General features: G+C 54.3%; 13 protein-coding genes. 8 read left to right on the plus strand and 5 right to left on the minus strand.

Features of this window, described 5'->3' with window-relative positions:
- Positions 1-5: 5 nt before the first annotated feature.
- The 7 genes from LX87_RS12540 to LX87_RS12565 all read left to right on the plus strand — a co-directional run bounded on the left by LX87_RS12540 (position 6) and on the right by LX87_RS12565 (position 7,073).
- Complete coding sequence (locus tag LX87_RS12540) at positions 6-197, plus strand: hypothetical protein (RefSeq protein WP_111628588.1); 192 nt, start codon at positions 6-8, stop codon at positions 195-197.
- A 4-nt stretch (positions 198-201) separates the two neighbouring features.
- Positions 202-1,146 (plus strand): sterol desaturase family protein, encoded by a 945-nt coding sequence (locus LX87_RS12545; protein ID WP_111628589.1) that lies wholly within the window; start codon positions 202-204, stop codon positions 1,144-1,146.
- 37 nt (positions 1,147-1,183) lie between these two features.
- Positions 1,184-1,330: a hypothetical protein gene (locus LX87_RS28805; RefSeq protein ID WP_170139360.1), complete on the plus strand. Its 147-nt coding sequence runs from the start codon at positions 1,184-1,186 to the stop codon at positions 1,328-1,330.
- 33 nt (positions 1,331-1,363) lie between these two features.
- Positions 1,364-3,196: a sulfatase-like hydrolase/transferase gene (locus LX87_RS12550; RefSeq protein ID WP_111628590.1), complete on the plus strand. Its 1,833-nt coding sequence runs from the start codon at positions 1,364-1,366 to the stop codon at positions 3,194-3,196.
- Positions 3,197-3,208: 12 nt separating this feature from the next.
- On the plus strand, positions 3,209-4,591 hold the full coding sequence (locus tag LX87_RS12555) for a sulfatase family protein (RefSeq protein WP_111628591.1): 1,383 nt from the start codon (positions 3,209-3,211) through the stop codon (positions 4,589-4,591).
- A 3-nt stretch (positions 4,592-4,594) separates the two neighbouring features.
- Entirely contained in the window at positions 4,595-5,992 is a 1,398-nt protein-coding gene (locus tag LX87_RS12560) for a sulfatase (RefSeq protein ID WP_111628592.1), read from the plus strand.
- Between the two features lie 223 nt (positions 5,993-6,215).
- Positions 6,216-7,073 carry a DUF2306 domain-containing protein gene (locus tag LX87_RS12565; protein WP_111628593.1) on the plus strand — a complete coding sequence of 286 codons (858 nt, stop codon included), beginning with the start codon at positions 6,216-6,218 and terminating at the stop codon, positions 7,071-7,073.
- A 375-nt stretch (positions 7,074-7,448) separates the two neighbouring features.
- Here the strand turns inward: LX87_RS12565 and LX87_RS12570 are convergent, their stop codons facing one another.
- The 5 genes from LX87_RS12570 to LX87_RS12590 all read right to left on the minus strand — a co-directional run bounded on the left by LX87_RS12570 (position 7,449) and on the right by LX87_RS12590 (position 16,559).
- Entirely contained in the window at positions 7,449-8,390 is a 942-nt protein-coding gene (locus tag LX87_RS12570) for a sugar phosphate isomerase/epimerase family protein (RefSeq protein ID WP_229310645.1), read from the minus strand.
- Between the two features lie 175 nt (positions 8,391-8,565).
- Positions 8,566-10,062, minus strand: a complete 1,497-nt coding sequence (locus LX87_RS12575; RefSeq protein ID WP_111628594.1) for a DUF1501 domain-containing protein — start codon at positions 10,060-10,062, stop codon at positions 8,566-8,568.
- Between the two features lie 5 nt (positions 10,063-10,067).
- Positions 10,068-12,815 (minus strand): DUF1553 domain-containing protein, encoded by a 2,748-nt coding sequence (locus LX87_RS12580; RefSeq protein WP_111628595.1) that lies wholly within the window; start codon positions 12,813-12,815, stop codon positions 10,068-10,070.
- A gap of 178 nt (positions 12,816-12,993) precedes the next feature.
- Positions 12,994-15,378 (minus strand): ABC transporter permease, encoded by a 2,385-nt coding sequence (locus tag LX87_RS12585; RefSeq protein WP_111628596.1) that lies wholly within the window; start codon positions 15,376-15,378, stop codon positions 12,994-12,996.
- Between the two features lie 158 nt (positions 15,379-15,536).
- A complete protein-coding gene (locus LX87_RS12590) occupies positions 15,537-16,559 on the minus strand; it encodes a S66 peptidase family protein (RefSeq protein WP_111628597.1) in 1,023 nt (340 codons plus the stop codon).
- A 173-nt stretch (positions 16,560-16,732) separates the two neighbouring features.
- On the opposite strand from LX87_RS12590, the gene nagB reads away from it, so the two are divergent.
- Positions 16,733-18,691, plus strand: coding sequence for a glucosamine-6-phosphate deaminase (nagB, locus tag LX87_RS12595; RefSeq protein ID WP_111628598.1), 1,959 nt, complete (start codon positions 16,733-16,735; stop codon positions 18,689-18,691).
- Positions 18,692-18,716 lie beyond the last annotated feature (25 nt).

Consider the following 18,716-nt stretch of genomic DNA (forward strand, 5'->3'; position numbering starts at 1 on the left):
CTCGTATGAAAATGGAACCCCAAATTGCCCGACGCATCGTTCGGAATGCCCTGCTCAGCGTATTGCTCTACGCCCTGCCGGTGCTGCTCATGTTTGCCACGTTCTATGTGACCGGACAACGGCCCTGGGAGGAAAAGGCCCGGCAAAAAGCGGCCCAGGCAGCCGCCGTGACAAAAGTTAAACCACAAACCCGTTAACGCCATGATCAACTTTTTTGAAGATGTTTTCCGGAATCTGAACACCTGGGGCCTGCCCACGCTGGTCCTGCTAATCGGTATGGTAGAGTTTTCGTTTGGCTTATACAACAAGCACTGGGACAAAAACGAGCGGCTACTGGACATTGCCTGCTTCACGCTGCCGAAGCTGGTGGTCCGGCCGCTAGTAACGTATTTCAGCCTGCAACTCCTGCCGCTTGCGCTGCCCGACGTTCAAGATGCGTTCGACTGGGTGCCGTTCTGGTGGGGTTTTGCCATCATTTCCGTGGCCGACGACCTGACGCAGTACTGGTATCATCGGCTGCACCACGAAGTGCCGTTCCTCTGGCGGTTTCACCGAACGCACCACTCCGCCCCCTACATGGGCATGGCAATGGCGAGTCGGCAGAACATCATCTACACCATGTTTTTTTCGCAGACGTACCTCACGGCGGTTCTGGTGTATCTGGGACTTGGCTATCCGGCTCTGTTCGTTCGGGGGATTAAATCAATCATCACGACGCTGGCGCATTCGAGCATTCCCTGGGACAAACCGTTCTACGACCACAAGTGGCTGCATCCGGTGGCCTGGGTGCTCGAACGGCTCATCTCGACTCCGGCCACTCACCACGCGCACCATGCCGATACAACCGACGACGGCGTAGGTCACTATAAGGGCAACTTCGGTAATATGTTTTTTCTCTGGGACGTCATTTTCGGTACGGGCCTGATTACCCGTCAATACCCGAAATCCTACGGTATTTCGCATTACCAGCAGGAAGAATGGTATGCCCAGTTTATGTGGCCCATCCTGAAATCGAAGAAAGAAGGCAGTGAATTGTCGCACGGTGGTCCGATGGTGAAGGAAGACATAAAAGACCCCGAACCGGCTGCGCAACCCATCATCACCCCCGGTTCGCTGTACGTGAACCCGGAGTTGAAAGTGATGTAGAGACGCCGAAGCTGACTATATCCACTCCGGCATCCCCATGACACGCCATCGCCCCATGCCGCGCAATTTAAAACAGACGATCAACCTGTTACCCGTTTATTTCAGTACCTTTCTTTTCCCGACGGGTGCGCTGCCTGGGGCGATGGATACCCGGGGCACCAAAGGCTTCGTCCGGGGGAAATAGCAAGCCGAAATGTGTCGCCATCTGTGACTGATTATGAAAATTGAAACCCTGCTAAGTACGCTGTTGCTGCTGCCCGTTCTGTGGAGCAACGCCCAAGCGACCGCCGACCGTCCAAACATTCTCTGGATTGTCAGTGAGGACAACAACACCTCGCTCATCGGCTGTTACGGCAATGCCTTTGCCACCACGCCTAACATTGACCGGTTTGCGAAGGAGAGCATTCTGTACAAAAATGCATTTTCGACGGCCCCGGTTTGTGCGCCGTCGCGCAACACGCTCATTACGGGGATGTACCCTCCGTCGCTGGGTACGGAGCATATGCGCAGCACGAACCCGATACCGTCGTTTGTCAGGTTTTTCCCGAAATACCTGCGGGAAGCGGGGTATTACACCACGAACAACGCCAAGAAGGATTACAACACCGTTGATCAGACCGATGCCTGGGACGAATCGAGCAATACGGCGACGTACCAAAATCGAAAACCGGGGCAGCCGTTCTTTGCGGTGTTCAACCTCAATGTGTCGCACGAAAGCGCCCTTCATCAGCCCGCAGCCACCCTGCACCACGATCCGGAAAAAGTACCGCTACCGCCCTATCACCCGGCGACGCCCGAATTTAAACGCGACTGGGCGCAGTATTACGACAAGGTGGAGGAAATGGACCGGCAGTTTGGCAAACTTCTGACCGAACTCAGGGAAGCGGGTCTGGCCGATAACACCATCGTTTTTTACTACGCCGACAACGGCGGGGTGCTGGGCCGCAGCAAGCGGTTTATGTACGAGTCGGGGCTGCACGTACCGCTGGTAATCCATCTGCCGAAAAAATACGCGCACCTGGCCAGGGCACAGGCCGGTTCGCAAACCGATCAGCTCGTGACGTTTGTGGATTTTGCGCCGACCCTTCTAAGTCTGGCCGGTATCCCGATTCCGGATTATATGCAGGGGCAGGCGTTTCTGGGCCTCCAGCAGAAGCCGGAACGTCAATATGCCTACGGTTTCCGGGGGCGCATGGACGAAGCCATTGACCTGTCGCGGTCGGTGCGGGATAAAAAATACCGCTACACCCGCAACTACCTGCCTCACAAGCCCTACGGTCAGCACCTGGAATACCTCTGGAAAGCCCCCTCGATCCGGTCCTGGGAAGCTGAATACAAAGCCGGGCGTCTGAACGAAATCCAATCCCGCTTCTGGCAGCCGAAACCCGCCGAAGAACTCTACGATGTAGACGCCGACCCGGACAACATTCACAACCTGGCAACCGACCCGCGGTATGCCAACGAATTAGCGCGTTTACGGAAAGCCAACGACCAATGGCTCCGCGAGAGTAAAGATGTGGGCTTTATTCCCGAAGCCATTCTGTCCAGAATTGCTAACCAGACGCCATTGTACGATTTCGCCCGGCAGGGAAAATACAACGCCGACCGGGTGATCGAAACCGCTACGCTGGCGTCTTCCCGCAACCCGGCAGACGCCAAAGAACTGGTCAACCGCCTGAACGACCCCGACCCGGTTGTACGGTATTGGGCGTCCATGGGCTGCACGGTATTGAAACCGGCCAAGGCCAAAAAACCACTCCTTACCTTATTGCAAGACCCGGAAGCAGCCGTTCAGATAGCGGCTGCCGAAGCCCTGTACGGACTGGGCCAGAAAGAACAACCGCTGGCGGTGCTGAAAAACGCCCTGACCAGTCCCAGTCGTCCGGTTCGGCTTCAGGCGCTGAACGCACTGCAAACGTTCGGCAAAGATGCGGCCCCGGTGGCCACGATAGCCCGAGAGATTATTGCAAAAACACCCACGACCAATCCGGTTAATGATTTCTATGACGTTCGGGCGGCCCAGACGCTGCTGGACGCAATTGGCAACTAACTCCTAGTAGCGATGAAAAAACCGATTCTAATGCTGTTTCTGCTCTTGTCTGTAACGACGGCTTTTACCCAGCAGCGTCCGGCAACCCGACCCAACGTCATCATCATCATGGCCGACGATCTGGACAGTCGGCAGTTGAGTTGCTACGGCGGCCAAAACCTGAAGACCATCCATATCGACGCGCTGGCGGCTGATGGGCTGAAATTCAATCACATCTATACGTCCGAAGCGATGTGCGTACCCACGCGGGCGTCGCTGTTTACGGGGCTGTATCCCGTGCGGCACGGGTCGTTTCAGAACCACAAGCCGGTTTATGATACACTGAAAAGCGTTGGGCATTACCTGGCGGACCTGGGTTACCGCGTCGGGCTGACGGGCAAAGACCACAGCACCAAACCCAAAACCGTTTTCCCGTTCGAGATTGTCAACGGCTTCGAACCAAACTGCGTGGCTCCGACGGACGAGTATAGCCTGGACGGCGTTCAGGAATTCATCACCCGCAACACCAGGCCGTACTGCCTGTTTGTGATGAGCATCAATCCGCACACCCCCTGGACCGTCGGCGACACCACGGAGTTCAAGGCGGATAAACTGATTTTGCCAACCAATTGGGTGGACACCCCGATTACGCGTCGGCAGTTTGTCAGATACCTGGCCGAAGTCCGGCGGCTGGACGATCAGGTGGGCGACATTACTCGGCTGTTGCAGCAAACCGGACAGGACCAAAACACTATCGTGGTGTTTCTGGGCGAGCAGGGCGCGCAGTTTCCGGGTGCCAAGTGGAACCTGTGGGATGTGGGTCAGAAGAGTTCAATGCTGGTCAAATGGCCCGGAACCGTTAAGCCACGGACAGAAACCGACGCGCTGGTGCAGTACGAAGACATCACCCCGACGCTCATTGAGCTGGCGGGCGGCAAACCCATCGCCGGACTTGATGGCAGGAGTTTTCTGCCGGTGCTGCTCGGCAAAAGTCCGAAAGCGCGAACGTATGCGTACGGGATTCACAACAACATTCCGGAAGGAAATCCTTACCCCATTCGCAGCATCCGCGATACGCATTACAAACTGATTCTGAACCTCGCCCCCGATCAGGAATACTACAACCGGTTTATGATGAATGCCGAGCAAAGGGGCCGCAATTCGGTTTGGTTTTCCTGGACCGATCAGGCTGCCAGCGATCCGGAGGCCCGGCAAATTACCGAACGGTTTGTAAAACGGCCCGCCGTCGAGTTCTACGATACCCAGGCCGATCCGTGGGAGCTCAACAACCTGGCCACCCACCCGACCGCCCAGAAACGGATTGAGCAATACCGGCAGGAACTGGAAAAATGGATGCAACAGCAGGGCGATACCGGGGCCGCGCTGGATGTTCGCTACACTAAAAAAACGGAATAACCGATGCAGCGTATCACCCTACTTTTTGCTTTCCTGTTGATCGGGAACACGGTTTTCGGCCAATCAACGAAGTCTAAACCAAACATCGTCTTCATCATGGCCGACGATCTGGGTTACACGGACCTAGGCTGTTACGGCAATCCATACATCCGAACGCCCCACATCGACGCACTGGCAAAAGGCGGTTTACGATTTACTCAGGCATATTCGGCCTGTCCGGTTTGCTCGCCCTCCCGGGCGGCCATTCTGACCGGCAAGCACCCCGCCCGACTGCACCTGACCAACTTCATCGCCGGAGATCGAAAGGATACGGCGTCGCCCCTGCTGCCCGCTCCCTGGACCAAATACCTGGCCCCTTCGGAAACCACGCTGGCGGAACTTGTGCAGCGCAACGGCTACCAGACAGGAATAGTCGGGAAGTGGCATCTGGGCAATGGCAATGCCGACTCCACGGCCCCGGCGGCTCAGGGGTTTTCCTACGACCGCGTCATTGCCAGAAACGGACTCGATTATTACAACTACACCATCACAGCACGGGGCAAAACGGCATTTGAAGACAAGGGCACGCATTACCTGACCGACAAGCTGACGGATTATGCCGTTGAATTTATCGACCAGAACAAAGACCAGCCCTTTTTTCTGTACCTGACCTATTCCGCCCCGCACGTCATGCTGGTACCGAGGGCCGATAAGCTCAAGTACTATCTCAACACCTACGCAATACGCTCAAACGGAAAGTTCAACCCCAACTATGCCGCCATGATCGAAAGCATGGACGATGGTGTGGGACGGGTGATGGAGCAACTGGCTAAACACAAGCTGTTCGACAATACTATTGTGGTTTTCACGTCGGACAACGGCGGTCTGGGATTACCCGAACTCGGTCCGACGCCCACCAATCTGGCCCCGCTGCGGGCCTGGAAAGGACACGTCTACGAAGGCGGTATCCGGGTTCCGCTGATTTTCTGGTGGAAAGGCCAAATTAATGCGCAGACTGAAACCGCCAATTACATCACCGGCACGGATTTCCTGCCCACCTTTCTGGAAGCCCTGAATCTTGGCGGTCAGCCCGCCAGTCCGGACGGCCAGAGTTTTTACCGGGTTTTGAAGAATCCCGACCGGCCCGTTGACCGGGGACCCATTTTCTGGCACTACCCGCATTTCAGCAACCAGGAAGGGCGGCCCGGCGCAGCGATTCGCTGGGGTGATTACAAACTGGTGGAACTCTACGAAACCGGCAAACTCGAACTCTACAATCTGAAACAGGACATTTCCGAGCAGAAAGACCTGTCGGCTTCCTTGCCCGACAAGACGAAAGAACTGGCCGATGCCCTGAAAAAATGGCGCTCGGCGGTAAAAGCCAATATGCCCGTACCAAATCCTGCTTACAAGAAATTATGACAGGTTTCTAAGATTATTCTTCCGATAGTCCTTTTGGGTCAGGTCGAAGTTATGTCTATGTCAGCGTGCGAATCAAGTGACGAACAACAATGGGTTACAACTTTCGCTGTAACCCGTTGTTGTTTTGCATAGTCTGGTTTTCTGTCGCCTTCGTACTGATAAGGAGAATGTTGTAAATTTTTATAACTTAAAAGTTATTTACTGATCCCTTCCAATTATACCGATGACCAGAGCTTTTACGGATGCAATCCCGCAACAGGCCACTTCGGCCATGAATACATTTAGCAGCAAGGCACTAAACGGGTCGGGGATTTTGCTGGTGGCTACCGTCTGGGGCAGTGCCGCCTTATTCGGCCTTTACATTCTGGCTTTCTACGCAGCCGCCCTGTACGAAGGCAACATGGAACGCTGGAATCAGATTTTACCCGGTTTATACGAGCGCGAAAGCAATACGGCTACCACCGGCATCGGTCTGCATTTTGCCACGGGCGGAATCATTCTGATACTGGGAAGCATTCAGCTTATTAAAGCCATTCGGGTTCGTTTTCCGGCCCTGCACCGCTGGATAGGCCGTTTATATGTTCTTTCGGCTTTATTGGCAGCCATTGGTGGGCTGATCTTCATTGCTCTCAAAGGCACCATTGGCGGCCCGGTCATGAGCCTGGGTTTTGGCCTCTACGGTATCCTGATGTTTGTTTCAGCCATTGAAACCTACCGGCATGCGGTCGCTGGCCGACTGGAAAAACACCGGCGCTGGGCACTCCGGTTGTATGCCCTGGCCATCGGCTCCTGGCTATACCGTATGGACTACGGTTTCTGGCTGCTGCTGACCGACGGTCTGGGACATACGCGCACATTCAGCGGTCCCTTCGACCACGTGATGGATTTCTTCTTTTACATTCCGAACCTGCTGGTGGCCGAAGCGTTCATCCGGGCCCGGCAGTATCAGGCTTCTTCGGCCCTTCGGTTGGGGGCCAGTCTTCTGCTCATGCTGGCAACCGGTTTTCTGCTGGTCGGTACTTATTATTTTACGATTTTTTACTGGGGACCGGCTATTCTGGGATGGTTAACGCGTGCCTGATTGCGTTTTGACATTATCAGTTATATCAAATTTACTTCTTTTTAAAACAACACCGTATTGCAACGCTTTGAATCGGCGGGCTTCCTTCGTGCTTTACCACTAACCCATAGGTCACACTTGCTATATTGCTGATACTAGCGGCAATGACAGGTGCGCCTGCCATAACCAGCGTTTTTACACAACTATTTTTCAGACGTTATCAGTAGTAAAATACCGTTCGGGTCTTTTAGTGCTACCAGTACCGCGCAGCCTTTTGGAGGGTTATCGCGGATGCTCATGCAATAAACGTCCATTTACCATCTCTATTGAAAGCAGCCCGGACCCAGTTTCCGGGCTTTTTTATGGCTTCCTTTATGCTGATCCGTTTTCGGGAGATTACCCCCAATTTGCTTTCTGGATGTTGTCAATGCTGATTTTGATGCTTTCGAGCGGGGGGCGTTTGCAGATATCCTGCTCTACGAAATAATGCTTCATACCCGCTTCCCCGGCTTTATCAAAAATGGCAGCAAAATCAATCGAGCCGGTGCCTACCTCGGCAAACTCCTTCTCCGGCGTATTGGCCATGTCCTTAACGTGCCACAGCGGGAAACGGCCCGGATATTTGGCAAAATAATCGGCGGGTTTCTGGCCCGTTCTGGCAATCCAGTAGAGGTCCATTTCCATCTGAACGGTCGTGTTCTTCAAGATTAGTTCATACGGCATCTGACCGTCTACGCGCTCATTGAATTCAAAATCGTGGTTATGGTAGCCCAGCGTCAGACCGGCCTTCCGGGCCGTTTCCTGCCCTTTCGACAGCAACTCAACCAACTGTTTATAATCGTCCGGTTTGCGCTCATCGTCAAACAGATACGCAATGATGATGTATTCCTGACCGATGGCCGCAGCATCATCGACCACCCGCTGCCAGTTTTTAGTCAGGCCGTCTGCGCCCCCCGCCTGTTTGGAACGCGCGGTTAAGGTATGCCCGCTTACGGCCAACAGACCGTTATCTTTTAGAAGGCTGCTATACTCAGCCGGGGTTTTTCCAAAGAATTTCCCGTCGGTGTACCCAAAGTTTTCTACTTTTTTATATCCCAGTTTGCCGACCTGCGCCAGAATGGTTTCAATCCCCTGCTTCTGAATGTCATCCCGAAGTGTATAGAGTTGCAGACCAACGTTTTTGGTTGTCGCTTCGGTGGCCGTGCTGGAAGCAGCCGTTGAATCGGCGCTCGATTCAGCGTTTGAACTGGAGTTGGAACTATTGCAGGCATTCAGTGCAAGGGCGGAGAAGGTACCTAGCCCCAGCGAAGCGCCAAGAAAATTTCTACGATTCATCATTCGTGTATCATTACGTAAAATGTACGCAATGATACACGTTTTTAGGAATGAAAAAATACAGCTCGAATATGAATACCCTAATATTTTCCCAATTTAATACACAATTAATCTGATTCGCTACCTGCAGACGTGAATACGCAAATCAGTCTGCCCAGGCTTTTCTCTCCGGGTAAAGCTAGGCTAATACCGGTTTGACCACCTTTCCGGCAACGTCTGTCAACCGAAACGGACGGCCCTGAAACTGGTAGGTCAGCTTGGTATGGTCGAAGCCGAGCAGGTGCAGAATCGTGGCCTGAAGATCATGTACGTGGACTTTATCTTTAGTAGCGTAATAACCAATGTCGTCAGTTTCGCCGTAGCTGAAGCCCCGTTTGACCCCGCCCCCCGCCATCCAGACGGTGAAGGCATCCAGGTGGTGATCGCGGCCCATGAACGGCAGCGTCTGCCCATCGCGGTTTTCCTGCATGGGTGTCCGGCCAAATTCACCGCCCCAGACCACCAGCGTTTCGTCCAGCAAACCGCGTTGTTTCAGGTCTTTCAGCAAAGCCGTCACGGCCTGATCGGATTCGTTGCATTTGTCGCGCAGACCGGTTTCAATCGAACCGTCCTTGCTCGTGCCGTGCGTGTCCCAACCCCAGTCGAAAAGCTGGACAAACCGTACTCCGCGCTCCACCAGCCGCCGGGCCAGCAGGCAGTTCCGGGCAAACGAGCCTTTGTTCGGATCAACCCCGTAGGCATTCAGAATGTATTCGGGTTCGCTCTTGATGTCCATCGCGTCGGGCACCGACATTTGCATTTTAAACGCCATCTCGTACTGCGAAATCCGCGTCAGAATTTCCGGGTCTTTTACCTCTTCGTACTGCTGGCGGTTGATGTCGTTGATCGCGTCGATGGTTTGCTTCCGAATGTCGCGGTTCATGCCCTTCGGATCGGATACGTACAGAACCGGGTCGCCGTCGGTACGGCACTGCACGCCCTGATACACCGTTGGCAGAAAACCGCTGCCCCAGACCGATTTACCCGCATCCGGCTGTTTACCGCCCGACGCCAGCACGATGAATCCCGGCAAATTATCGTTTTCCGACCCCAGCCCGTACGTCACCCACGAGCCAATGCTCGGGCGACCCAGCCGCGCGTTGCCGGTATGCATCAGCAACTGCGCCGGGGCGTGGTTGAACTGGTCGGTATGCATCGATTTGATGAACGTCAGTTCATCAGCCACGGTTTGCAGGTGCGGCAGGTAATCCGAAATCCAGGCTCCCGACTGGCCGTGCTGCGCAAATTTGCCCTGCGGCCCGAGCATCTTCGGCACACCCCGAATAAACGCGAACTTTTTGCCTTCCAGCAACGCCTGCGGACAGTCTTTGCCGTGGTATTTCATCAGTTCCGGTTTGTAATCAAACAGCTCCAGTTGCGAGGGCGACCCGGCCATGTGTATATAAATTACCCGCTTTGCTTTCGGAGAAAACTGCGCCGGGCGTGGCGTCATCGGTTCATTGGGAGCGGTGGCACCCAACGCCTGCTTTTCTTCTTTTTTATCGAAAAAACCGCAGCCTGCCAGGGTTGAACTCAAGGCCATCGCCCCCAAACCCGTTGAGCAGGTGTGCAAAAAATGCCGACGGGTTTCGCGCTGCAAAGCCGCTTCCTGAAGTTCTCTGAGTAATTTGTTCATTGGTTTTATTCTTTCGTAATCACTTCATCCAGGTTCAGCATGGTGTTGGCCGTCACGGTCAGAGCCGCCAGTTGGGGCGTCGCTTCCTCGCAGGCCAGCAGTTTTTTCGCTTCGTCGGGATGCTGCTGATAATAGGTTTGGGTATTGCGGTACAATTTTGCCAGAACCGCCAGCTTTTTCGGTGCCAGATCCCGCAGCATAATCATGCGAAAACCGGACTGAATTTGCTGTTCGGGGGTTTTACCGCGCAATTTCATGGTTTCGGCCAACCGCTGGGCGGCTTCCACATACACCGGATCGTTGAGCGTTACCAGTGCCTGAAGGGGCGTGTTGGTCCGCAGTCTCCGCAATTGACAAAACTCCCGGCTGGGACTATCGAAGGTGATCATGGACGGATACGGGGCCGTACGTTTCCAGTAGGTGTACAAGGCCCGTCGGTAGCGGTCTTCACCCTCGCTCAGTTTCCAGCTTTCGCCACTGTAGGGCGACTGCCAGATACCGTCCGGCTGGGGCGGCATCACACTCGGACCGTATAATTTATTGCTCAGCAGGCCCGTCACGGATAGCGCCTGATCGCGCACCTGCTCGGCCGCCAGCCGAACCCGTGGCCCGCGCGCCATTAATTTGTTGAACGGATCTTTGGCGAGCAATTCCGGCGATACGTCGGAACGCTGGCGATATGTTGCCGACATCACCATGCGTTTCAGCAGTTTTTTCACACTCCAGTGATCGGTTTCCATGAATTCGACCGAGAGCCAGTCCAGCAATTCACGGTGCGTCGGCGGAATACCCTGCGTACCCACATCCTCAACGGTTTCGACGATGCCGGTACCGAACAGTTGTTCCCAAAACCGATTGACAGCCACCCGCGCCGTCAGCGGCTGTTCGCGGCTGACCATCCATCGGGCCAGACCCAGCCGGTTTTTGGGCAAGTCCTTCGCCATCGGCGGCAGCGATTTCGGCACGTCGGGTTTCACTTCTTTGCCTTGCACCAGCCAGTTGCCGCGCTCAAAAACGTGGGTTTTCCGGGCCAGATCGCCGGTTCCTTCAAACATGATGGGCGTTACTTCGGGCCGGGCGTTCAGGATTTGGGCCAGTTTCAGGTCCATTTCGCCCAGTTCGTGAGCAGGTTGACCGGGCAACGCAGGCTGAAACGACACCCATCTGATCTGTACCCAATCTTTCGGCGTTTCGGGGCTGCTCAACGTCCAGTAGAGATGATGCCGTCCGGAAACCGTCGGCAGGGCAAAAATCATGGTGGTGTCGCGGCCATTGGCGGGCGTCGGGATTGTCAGCAGAACCGGCCCGGTTGGGCTATCCTGATGAAGGGTCAGAACGGCGTTTTTCGCCTTGGTTCCCCACTGCATAATCAGCCGGTTTTTGCCGGTCAGATCGACGCTTTTAATCCGCCCGGACCCCGCATCCTGCATCCCGAAAAATTTAGCGTCCAGTAGCGAGGCATTGACGTACTCATCAAAATCGTGGGAGTTGATTTTCGGCTCCGTAATCCGGACAAACTGCATCACCTGCTGAAGCTGCCGGGGCTGTTTCAGGTGGGTTTTCAACCAGCTATTCAGTTCCTGTACTTTCAGCGAATCTTCTTTTTTGTAAAACCGCAACGTCGGTGTTTCGGTCGTTACGTCCTCATCGCGGGTGTTGTTGAAGAAAGCTAGGTATTTGTAATATTCTTCGTGTACAAACGGATCGTAGGGGTGGCTATGGCACTGCACGCACGAGAACGTCGTGCCCTGCCACACATCCCAGGTGGTGTTTACCCGGTCGATGACAGCCGCCACCCGAAACTCCTCATCCTGTGTACCGCCCTCGTCGTTGGTCATCGTGTTGCGGTGAAAACCCGTAGCCACCAGTTGATCGTCGGTGGGGTTGGGCAGCAGGTCGCCCGCCAGTTGTTCGACGGTAAACTGGTCGAACGGTTTGTCTTCGTTGAAGGCTTTGATCAACCAGTCGCGGTACCGCCAGATGCTGCGCCCCGGGTCACGCTCGTAGCCTTTGGTGTCGGCGTAGCGGGCCAGGTCCAGCCACATACCCGTCCAGCGTTCGCCATAGGCCGGAGATGCCAGCAACCGATCCACCACCTTAGCGTAAGCATCCGGCGATTGGTCGGCGACAAAGTCTGCAACTTCTTTTTCCGTTGGCGGTAATCCCGTTAAATCGAGTGACACCCGACGAATCAGCGTGGCTTTGTCGGCTTCGGGTGACGGTTTCAGGTTTTCCGCTTTGAGTTTATCCAGAATGAAATGGTCGATTTCGTTTTTAGCCCACTTTAATTCGTCGTTTTCGGCCAGACCCAACCGCGACCAGAACGTACCAATCTGTGGTACATCCGGTTTTTCAACGGGTTGGTATGCCCAATGGTCTCCCCATTCGGCTCCCTGATCAATCCATTTCCGGAGTAGTTCAATTTCTTCGGGTTTGAGCGGGGGCGCTTCCAGCGGCATCCGTTCTTCGTGGTCGGTAAGTGTCAACCGGCGGATAAATTCACTGGCGTCGGCATCGCCCGGAACAATGGCCGGTTTGCCGGATTTGGCCGGAGCGAGTGCTTCGTGTTTAAAGAGCAGACTGAAATTGGACGCCTTTTTGACCCCGCCGTGGCAGGCGATGCAGTTTTTATTGAGCAGCGGCTTGATTTGGGTATTAAAGTCCACCTTATCCTCGAATACACCAAGGAACGAGGAGAGCGTAAGCGCAACTACTACGGCCAACCCGCCAGCCATCAGAAGTTGAGGTTTCATAATAAGGGTTAGTTTTTAACTACGGACTCTTTACAAAGAGTACAAAATCGGTAATGTACTGTATAGTAGTACAAAAATTATAAAAATTCCGGACTTTTCCTTGTTAAAATTGAGAATGATTGAGATGACGCGTCAATCGGCCCATTCCGAATGCAGAGCCCGCACGCCAGTGAAAGCCTTATTCGCTGCGCAAACTTTTCACGGGATTGGCCAAAGCCGCCCTGATACCCTGAAAACACACGGTGAGCAAAGCCACGAAGATGGACACCAACCCCGCCAGCGCAAACACCCACCAGGCCGGATCAAGCCGGTATTCAAAGCTTTGCAGCCATTGACTCATGACATACCAGGCAATGGGCGTAGCCAGAACGATGGCGACAGCAACCAGCTTCAGAAAATCCCGGGACAACAGCGCGACGATACTGGCCACCGACGCACCCAGCACTTTACGAACGCCGATTTCCTTGGTCCGCTGTTCGGCCGCAAAAGCCGCCAGTCCAAACAAGCCCAGACAGGCAATAAACACCGCCAAAACCGTGAATGTCAGCAGAATCTGCCCCTGTTTGCGTTCCGCCTGATACTGCCGGGAAAAGTTTTCGTCCAGAAAGTGAAATTCCGGCGTACTGGCCGGGTCGAAGGTTCGGTAAACCGACCGGATGTGACCTAGAGCTTCCGTTACCTTGTCGGGCTGAATCCGCAGGTAGACGTTGTCTTTGTCAGCCGGTACGGGCATTTGCAACACCAGCGGCTCAATTTTGTGTTGAAGCGAATAGATATGAAAATCCTTCACCACCCCGACCACCCGGGCTTCGGCGGTGTTTTTTTCGGCATCAATGAAATATTTTACCCGTTTGCCGATTGGTTTTTTCCAACCGAGTTGTTTGACCAGCGTTTCATTGATCAGGACCGCTTCCCACAAATCGCTTTTAAATGATTCGGAGAAATTCCGGCCCGCCAGCAGCTTAATTTCCAGCGTTTTGAGATAATCTTCATCGATCAGAAACTTCTGAACCACCTGCGAACCGGCTGAAATCGTACCATTCTGCTCGAAGAACATTGCAGTACCGCCAATGTTATTGTTTCCGATCGGGTTGCTGGCGGTCGACACGCTCTGAATCAACGGGTTGCGGAGTAACGCTTCCTTGAGGGCGGTTACGCGCTGGCGAACTTCCTGGCTGTCGATGTGAAAGGTAAGCACCTGCTCCTTGTTGAAGCCCAAATCCTTGTGCATCACAAACCGCATCTGCCGATAGACCAGACCTGAACAGACAATCAACGCAAAGGCGGCTACAAACTGAAAGACCACCAGCGATTGCCGGAACAGCGAATTACCCGACTGGTCGCCCACCATTCCGCGTAGGGCAGCAACGGGCCGAAAACCCGACAGCAGCAGGGCGGGATACAGACCGCTCAACGCGCCAATCAGTAGCGAGAAGATGACAACCGCCAGCCAGGTAGCCGGCAAATTATCGAAAGACAATGCTTTATCGGCCAGTTGGTTAAAGTAAGGTAAAGCCGCCGTGACAAGCGCCATGCTCACCAGCCCCGCGAGAAACGTCATCAGCATCGATTCGGTCAGGAACTGTCCGATGAGTTGCCACCGGTACGACCCGATGGCCTGCCGAACGCCCACCTCGCGGGTGCGTTTCAGCGAGCGGGCCGTGTATAAATTGACGTAATTGATGCAGGCAATCAGTAAAATGAGGACGGCCACCCCCGCAAAAATGGAAACCGTGCGCGCATTTCCATTCGGGCCGATCTCGTAGTCCAGTTGCGAGTGGAGGTGAATCGAGGTCAGGGGCTGGAGTTCGATTCGATAATCGACATTGCCCATTTCCGGTTGAATGTATTTCTGGAAAAAACCGGGCAGCTTGGCTTCCAGCGTTCTGGCATCACTTCCCTTCGCCAGCAGCAGGTAGGTATACAGTTCAAAATTCTGCCAGCCACTGGTATAATTAGCCGGTAGCGAACGCAAAGCACTGAACCTCAGATGAGAATTGGTCGGCACATCCTCGATAACGCCCGTTACGGTATTAGGGAAATGATTGCTGAACTCGACGGTTTTACCGACGGCCTGGCTGGCGTCTCCGAACAGGGCTTCGGCCAGGTTTCGGGTCAGAACGATGGTTTGCGGTTTTTGCAGGGCCGAAGCCGGATCGCCGTAGAGAAACGGCAGACTAAACACGCCAAATACCGTCGGGTCGGCGAAAAAGATATCGCTGGCTTCTATTTTTTTATCGTTGAAGGTAATCGTTCCGCCCCCTTCCGGGTGAATCCGAACGACTTTTTCCACTTCCGGATACTCATTTTTGAGGGCAGGTCCGTAGGGTGCCGACGTCGGTGCGAGTTTCAGATTGCCGCCCGGCCACTGGGCGTAGTGTACAACCCGAACAATGCGGTCGGCCTGGGCATGAAACCGGTCATAGCTCCACTCATCAAACACATACAGAGCCATTAGCCAGACAGCGGCCATGCCAATTCCCAGCCCAACGACATTGAGCCCGCTGAACAGTTTGTTTTTCCAGAAGGTCCGGAGCGTGATTTTCAGGTAATTGCGTAGCATGTCCGTAAACCGTTGATGTTGTAAAACCGTATCCCTGCTTTCAGGCCCCAAATGCTGTACCAGACAAATAACTAACTGGCTATCAAACCCGTAACCTCCGCCCCATCCGACGAATGTCCGTAAATGGACGGTTTTTCTGACCGGTAATGGACAGCCATTCAGCGCACCGCCGGTTCGAGCAGCCGGATCGTGCCGGTATCGGCATCCATTTCGGCTTCGATGCCCACCGGAACCGTAAACTTGTGGGTAATATGCCCGATCATCGCGCCCGAATAGGCCGGTTTCCTGAGCGGAACGATATGGTCGCGAAACACGTCTTCCATCGTCAGGGAGCCGTATCCTTTCCCCGGATCGCAGTCGGTGCATTTCCCGAATACAAAACCGCTGATTTCATCCAGCACCCCCGCCAGCCTGAGTTGTGTAATCATCCGGTCCATCCGGTAAACATCTTCGCCGATATCTTCCAGAAACAGGATGCTTCCTTTCCAGTCGGGCAAATACTTCGTGCCCATCAAATGGCTCAAAACCGTCAGATTACCACCCAGCAGCCGTCCGCGTGCTTTTCCGGGATGCAGCGTCGTTATGCGGTCCTTGGTCTGCGCCAGCAAATCGCCTTTGTCGTGCGGATTGTCCATCAGAACGGCCTGACCGTCCATCAACGTCTGCCGCAGGTAGTTTACCGTAAATGGATTCCAGGTGACGGCCCCCACCGGACCGTGCATGGTGATTAACCCCGTCTGGGCGTAAATACCAAGCAACAAAGCCGTAATATCGCTATACCCCACCAGCACTTTCGGGTTCCGGCGAATCAGGTTGTAATCGAGCAGGGGCAACAGCCGGGCGCATCCCCAGCCGCCGTGCATGGCCATGATGGCGTTAACACCAGAATCGGCAAACATGGCGTTCAGGTCGGCTGCCCGGTCGGCGTCGGTTCCGGCCAGGTAGCCATACCGGTCGAAAACGTGTTTGGCAACCACAGTTTTGAAGCCCAGCGCCTGCAACGACTCCACCGTAATCTGCACGGTTTCGTGGCTAAAGGCCGGAGCCGCCGGGCCCACCAGCGCAACCGTATCGCCGGGTTTCAGGCGGGGCGGTTTGATTGCCGGAACCGGTGGATGAAAGGCGGTTGTAGCCGCAGCTGCGGAGATCGTCTGCAAAAAATGTCGGCGGGAAAAAGACATGCGATCAGAAACCAGTAGTAAGAATTTGAAGAAAAATAGTAACAAGATAGAAGCGATCCCTTAATTTGGGGAAGATTCGCAATTCTTAAAAAAATTTAAAATATTTTTATTGGTGTTACGGATCAATATGCCGAATTTTGCCGCTCCGCTCGAACTACATTTTACCATTCGTTATGATTTCTGAACCTTCCGTTTCCGAAAACGCGTTAGGTCGCCAACCGGGAGAACCGGTCCAATCGGCCATTACCTACGAGAAAATTCCGACACACATCTACGCTGATGCGAAAGATGCCTCCCGCGCCGTCGCACGGGAAATCGCAGCGCTGATTCGCGAAAAACAGCAGAAAGGTCAGCAATGTGTGCTGGGTCTGGCCACGGGTTCGTCCCCCAAGACCGTCTACGCCGAACTGATTCGTCAGCACCGCGAAGAAGGTCTGAGCTTCCGCAATGTGGTTTCCTTTAACCTGGATGAATACTATCCGATGGAGCCCGATTCGCTGCAAAGCTACGTGCGCTTCATGAAGGAGCAGTTGTTCGATCACGTCGATATTCCGGAAGGCAACTATTTTATTCCGGACGGAACGGTAGCACCGAATAAGGTTTCTGAATTCAGCCGGGCGTACGAAGAAAAAATTCAATCGTATGGCGGTCTGGACTTCCAACTGCTCGGTATCGGGGGTAACGGTCACATCGGTTTTAACGAACCGGGTTCGCTGATCAACTCGCACACCCGCCTGATGATGCTCGACCACTCGACGCGGGCAGCCGCAGCCGGAGATTTCGGTGGTCTAGCTCAAACGCCCAAGAAAGCCATTACGATGGGTGTAGCGCCGATTCTGAGCGCCAAACGGATCGTTTTGCTGGCCTGGGGAGAACGCAAAGCCCCGGTGATTCGGGCGGCTCTGGAAGGAACCGTTACCGAGCAGATTCCGGCATCCTATTTGCAAACCCATCCCAACGCCCTGTTTGTCATTGACCAGGCCGCAGCGTCGGACCTGACCCGGATGCAAACGCCCTGGCTAGTGGATACCGTAGAATGGAATAAGCAGATGGTGAAAAAAGCCGTAACGTACCTGTCGCGTACACTGGGCAAACCCATTCTGAAGCTGACCAACAAAGATTATAACGATAACGGGATGAGCGATCTGCTGGCGCAGGTAGGCCAGGCGTATGATCTGAACATCGACGTTTTCAACCAACTCCAGCACACCATTACCGGCTGGCCGGGCGGTAAACCCAATGCCGACGACACCAACCGTCCGGAGCGTGCCCAGCCTGCCAAAAAGCGTTGTCTGATTTTCAGCCCGCACCCCGACGATGATATTATTTCGATGGGTGGTACATTCCAGCGGCTGCACGATCAGGGCCACGAAGTACACGTGGGTTACCAGACCTCCGGAAACATTGCCGTAGCCGACGATGAAGCCCTGCGCTTCGCGGATTTTGTGGTCGACTTTAACGATAAATTTGGCATTGACAGTCCGGAAGCCACGCGGATTTTCCGGGATGCTGCGGCTTTCCTGCGGGAGAAGAAAGGCAGCGAAATGGACACGGAAGAAGTGCGTTACGTAAAGGGCCTGATCCGGAAAGGCGAAGCCAAAGCAACCTGCCGCTTTGTCGGAATTCCGGTCGAAAACGCCCACTTCCTGAATATGCCGTTCTACGAAACCGGTAAGGTGGAGAAAAAACCGCTGGGCGAAGAAGATATTCAGGCGGTAATGGATGTTATCCGGGAGGTGAAACCCCACCAGATTTATGCCGCCGGTGACCTGGCCGATCCGCACGGAACTCACAAAGTGTGTCTGGATGCGATCTTCGAAGCCGTTCGCCGGTTGAAAAACGAAGATTTCATGAAAGAATGCTGGGTGTGGCTCTACCGCGGTGCTTGGGCCGAGTGGGACATTCACGAAATCGAGATGGCCGTACCGATGTCGCCCGACCAGTTGATGCGCAAGCGGCTTGGTATCTTCAAACACCAGTCGCAGAAAGACGGCGTGGTGTACCAGGGCAGCGACTCGCGGGAGTTCTGGCAACGCGCCGAAGAGCGCAACCGGGCCACGGCGAGTCTCTACAACCAGTTGGGTCTGGCCGAGTACGAAGCAATGGAAGCCTTTGTTCGCTGGAAATATTAACCCGTTCCCATAAATCACAATGCCC

It is taken from the genome of Larkinella arboricola, from assembly GCF_003259745.1.
Lineage (GTDB): Bacteria > Bacteroidota > Bacteroidia > Cytophagales > Spirosomataceae > Larkinella > Larkinella arboricola.

What these genes read in the sequence shown, in the direction of transcription:
- LX87_RS12580 (WP_111628595.1), bottom strand. Translation starts at nt 12,815, where the DNA reads ATGAAACCTCAACTTCTGATGGCTGGCGGGTTGGCCGTAGTAGTTGCG.
- LX87_RS12590 (WP_111628597.1), bottom strand. Translation starts at nt 16,559, where the DNA reads ATGTCTTTTTCCCGCCGACATTTTTTGCAGACGATCTCCGCAGCTGCG.
- LX87_RS12565 (WP_111628593.1), top strand. Translation starts at nt 6,216, where the DNA reads ATGACCAGAGCTTTTACGGATGCAATCCCGCAACAGGCCACTTCGGCC.
- LX87_RS28805 (WP_170139360.1), top strand. Translation starts at nt 1,184, where the DNA reads ATGACACGCCATCGCCCCATGCCGCGCAATTTAAAACAGACGATCAAC.
- LX87_RS12555 (WP_111628591.1), top strand. Translation starts at nt 3,209, where the DNA reads ATGAAAAAACCGATTCTAATGCTGTTTCTGCTCTTGTCTGTAACGACG.
- LX87_RS12575 (WP_111628594.1), bottom strand. Translation starts at nt 10,062, where the DNA reads ATGAACAAATTACTCAGAGAACTTCAGGAAGCGGCTTTGCAGCGCGAA.
- LX87_RS12540 (WP_111628588.1), top strand. Translation starts at nt 6, where the DNA reads ATGAAAATGGAACCCCAAATTGCCCGACGCATCGTTCGGAATGCCCTG.
- LX87_RS12570 (WP_229310645.1), bottom strand. Translation starts at nt 8,390, where the DNA reads ATGATGAATCGTAGAAATTTTCTTGGCGCTTCGCTGGGGCTAGGTACC.
- LX87_RS12545 (WP_111628589.1), top strand. Translation starts at nt 202, where the DNA reads ATGATCAACTTTTTTGAAGATGTTTTCCGGAATCTGAACACCTGGGGC.
- nagB (WP_111628598.1), top strand. Translation starts at nt 16,733, where the DNA reads ATGATTTCTGAACCTTCCGTTTCCGAAAACGCGTTAGGTCGCCAACCG.
- LX87_RS12550 (WP_111628590.1), top strand. Translation starts at nt 1,364, where the DNA reads ATGAAAATTGAAACCCTGCTAAGTACGCTGTTGCTGCTGCCCGTTCTG.
- LX87_RS12560 (WP_111628592.1), top strand. Translation starts at nt 4,595, where the DNA reads ATGCAGCGTATCACCCTACTTTTTGCTTTCCTGTTGATCGGGAACACG.
- LX87_RS12585 (WP_111628596.1), bottom strand. Translation starts at nt 15,378, where the DNA reads ATGCTACGCAATTACCTGAAAATCACGCTCCGGACCTTCTGGAAAAAC.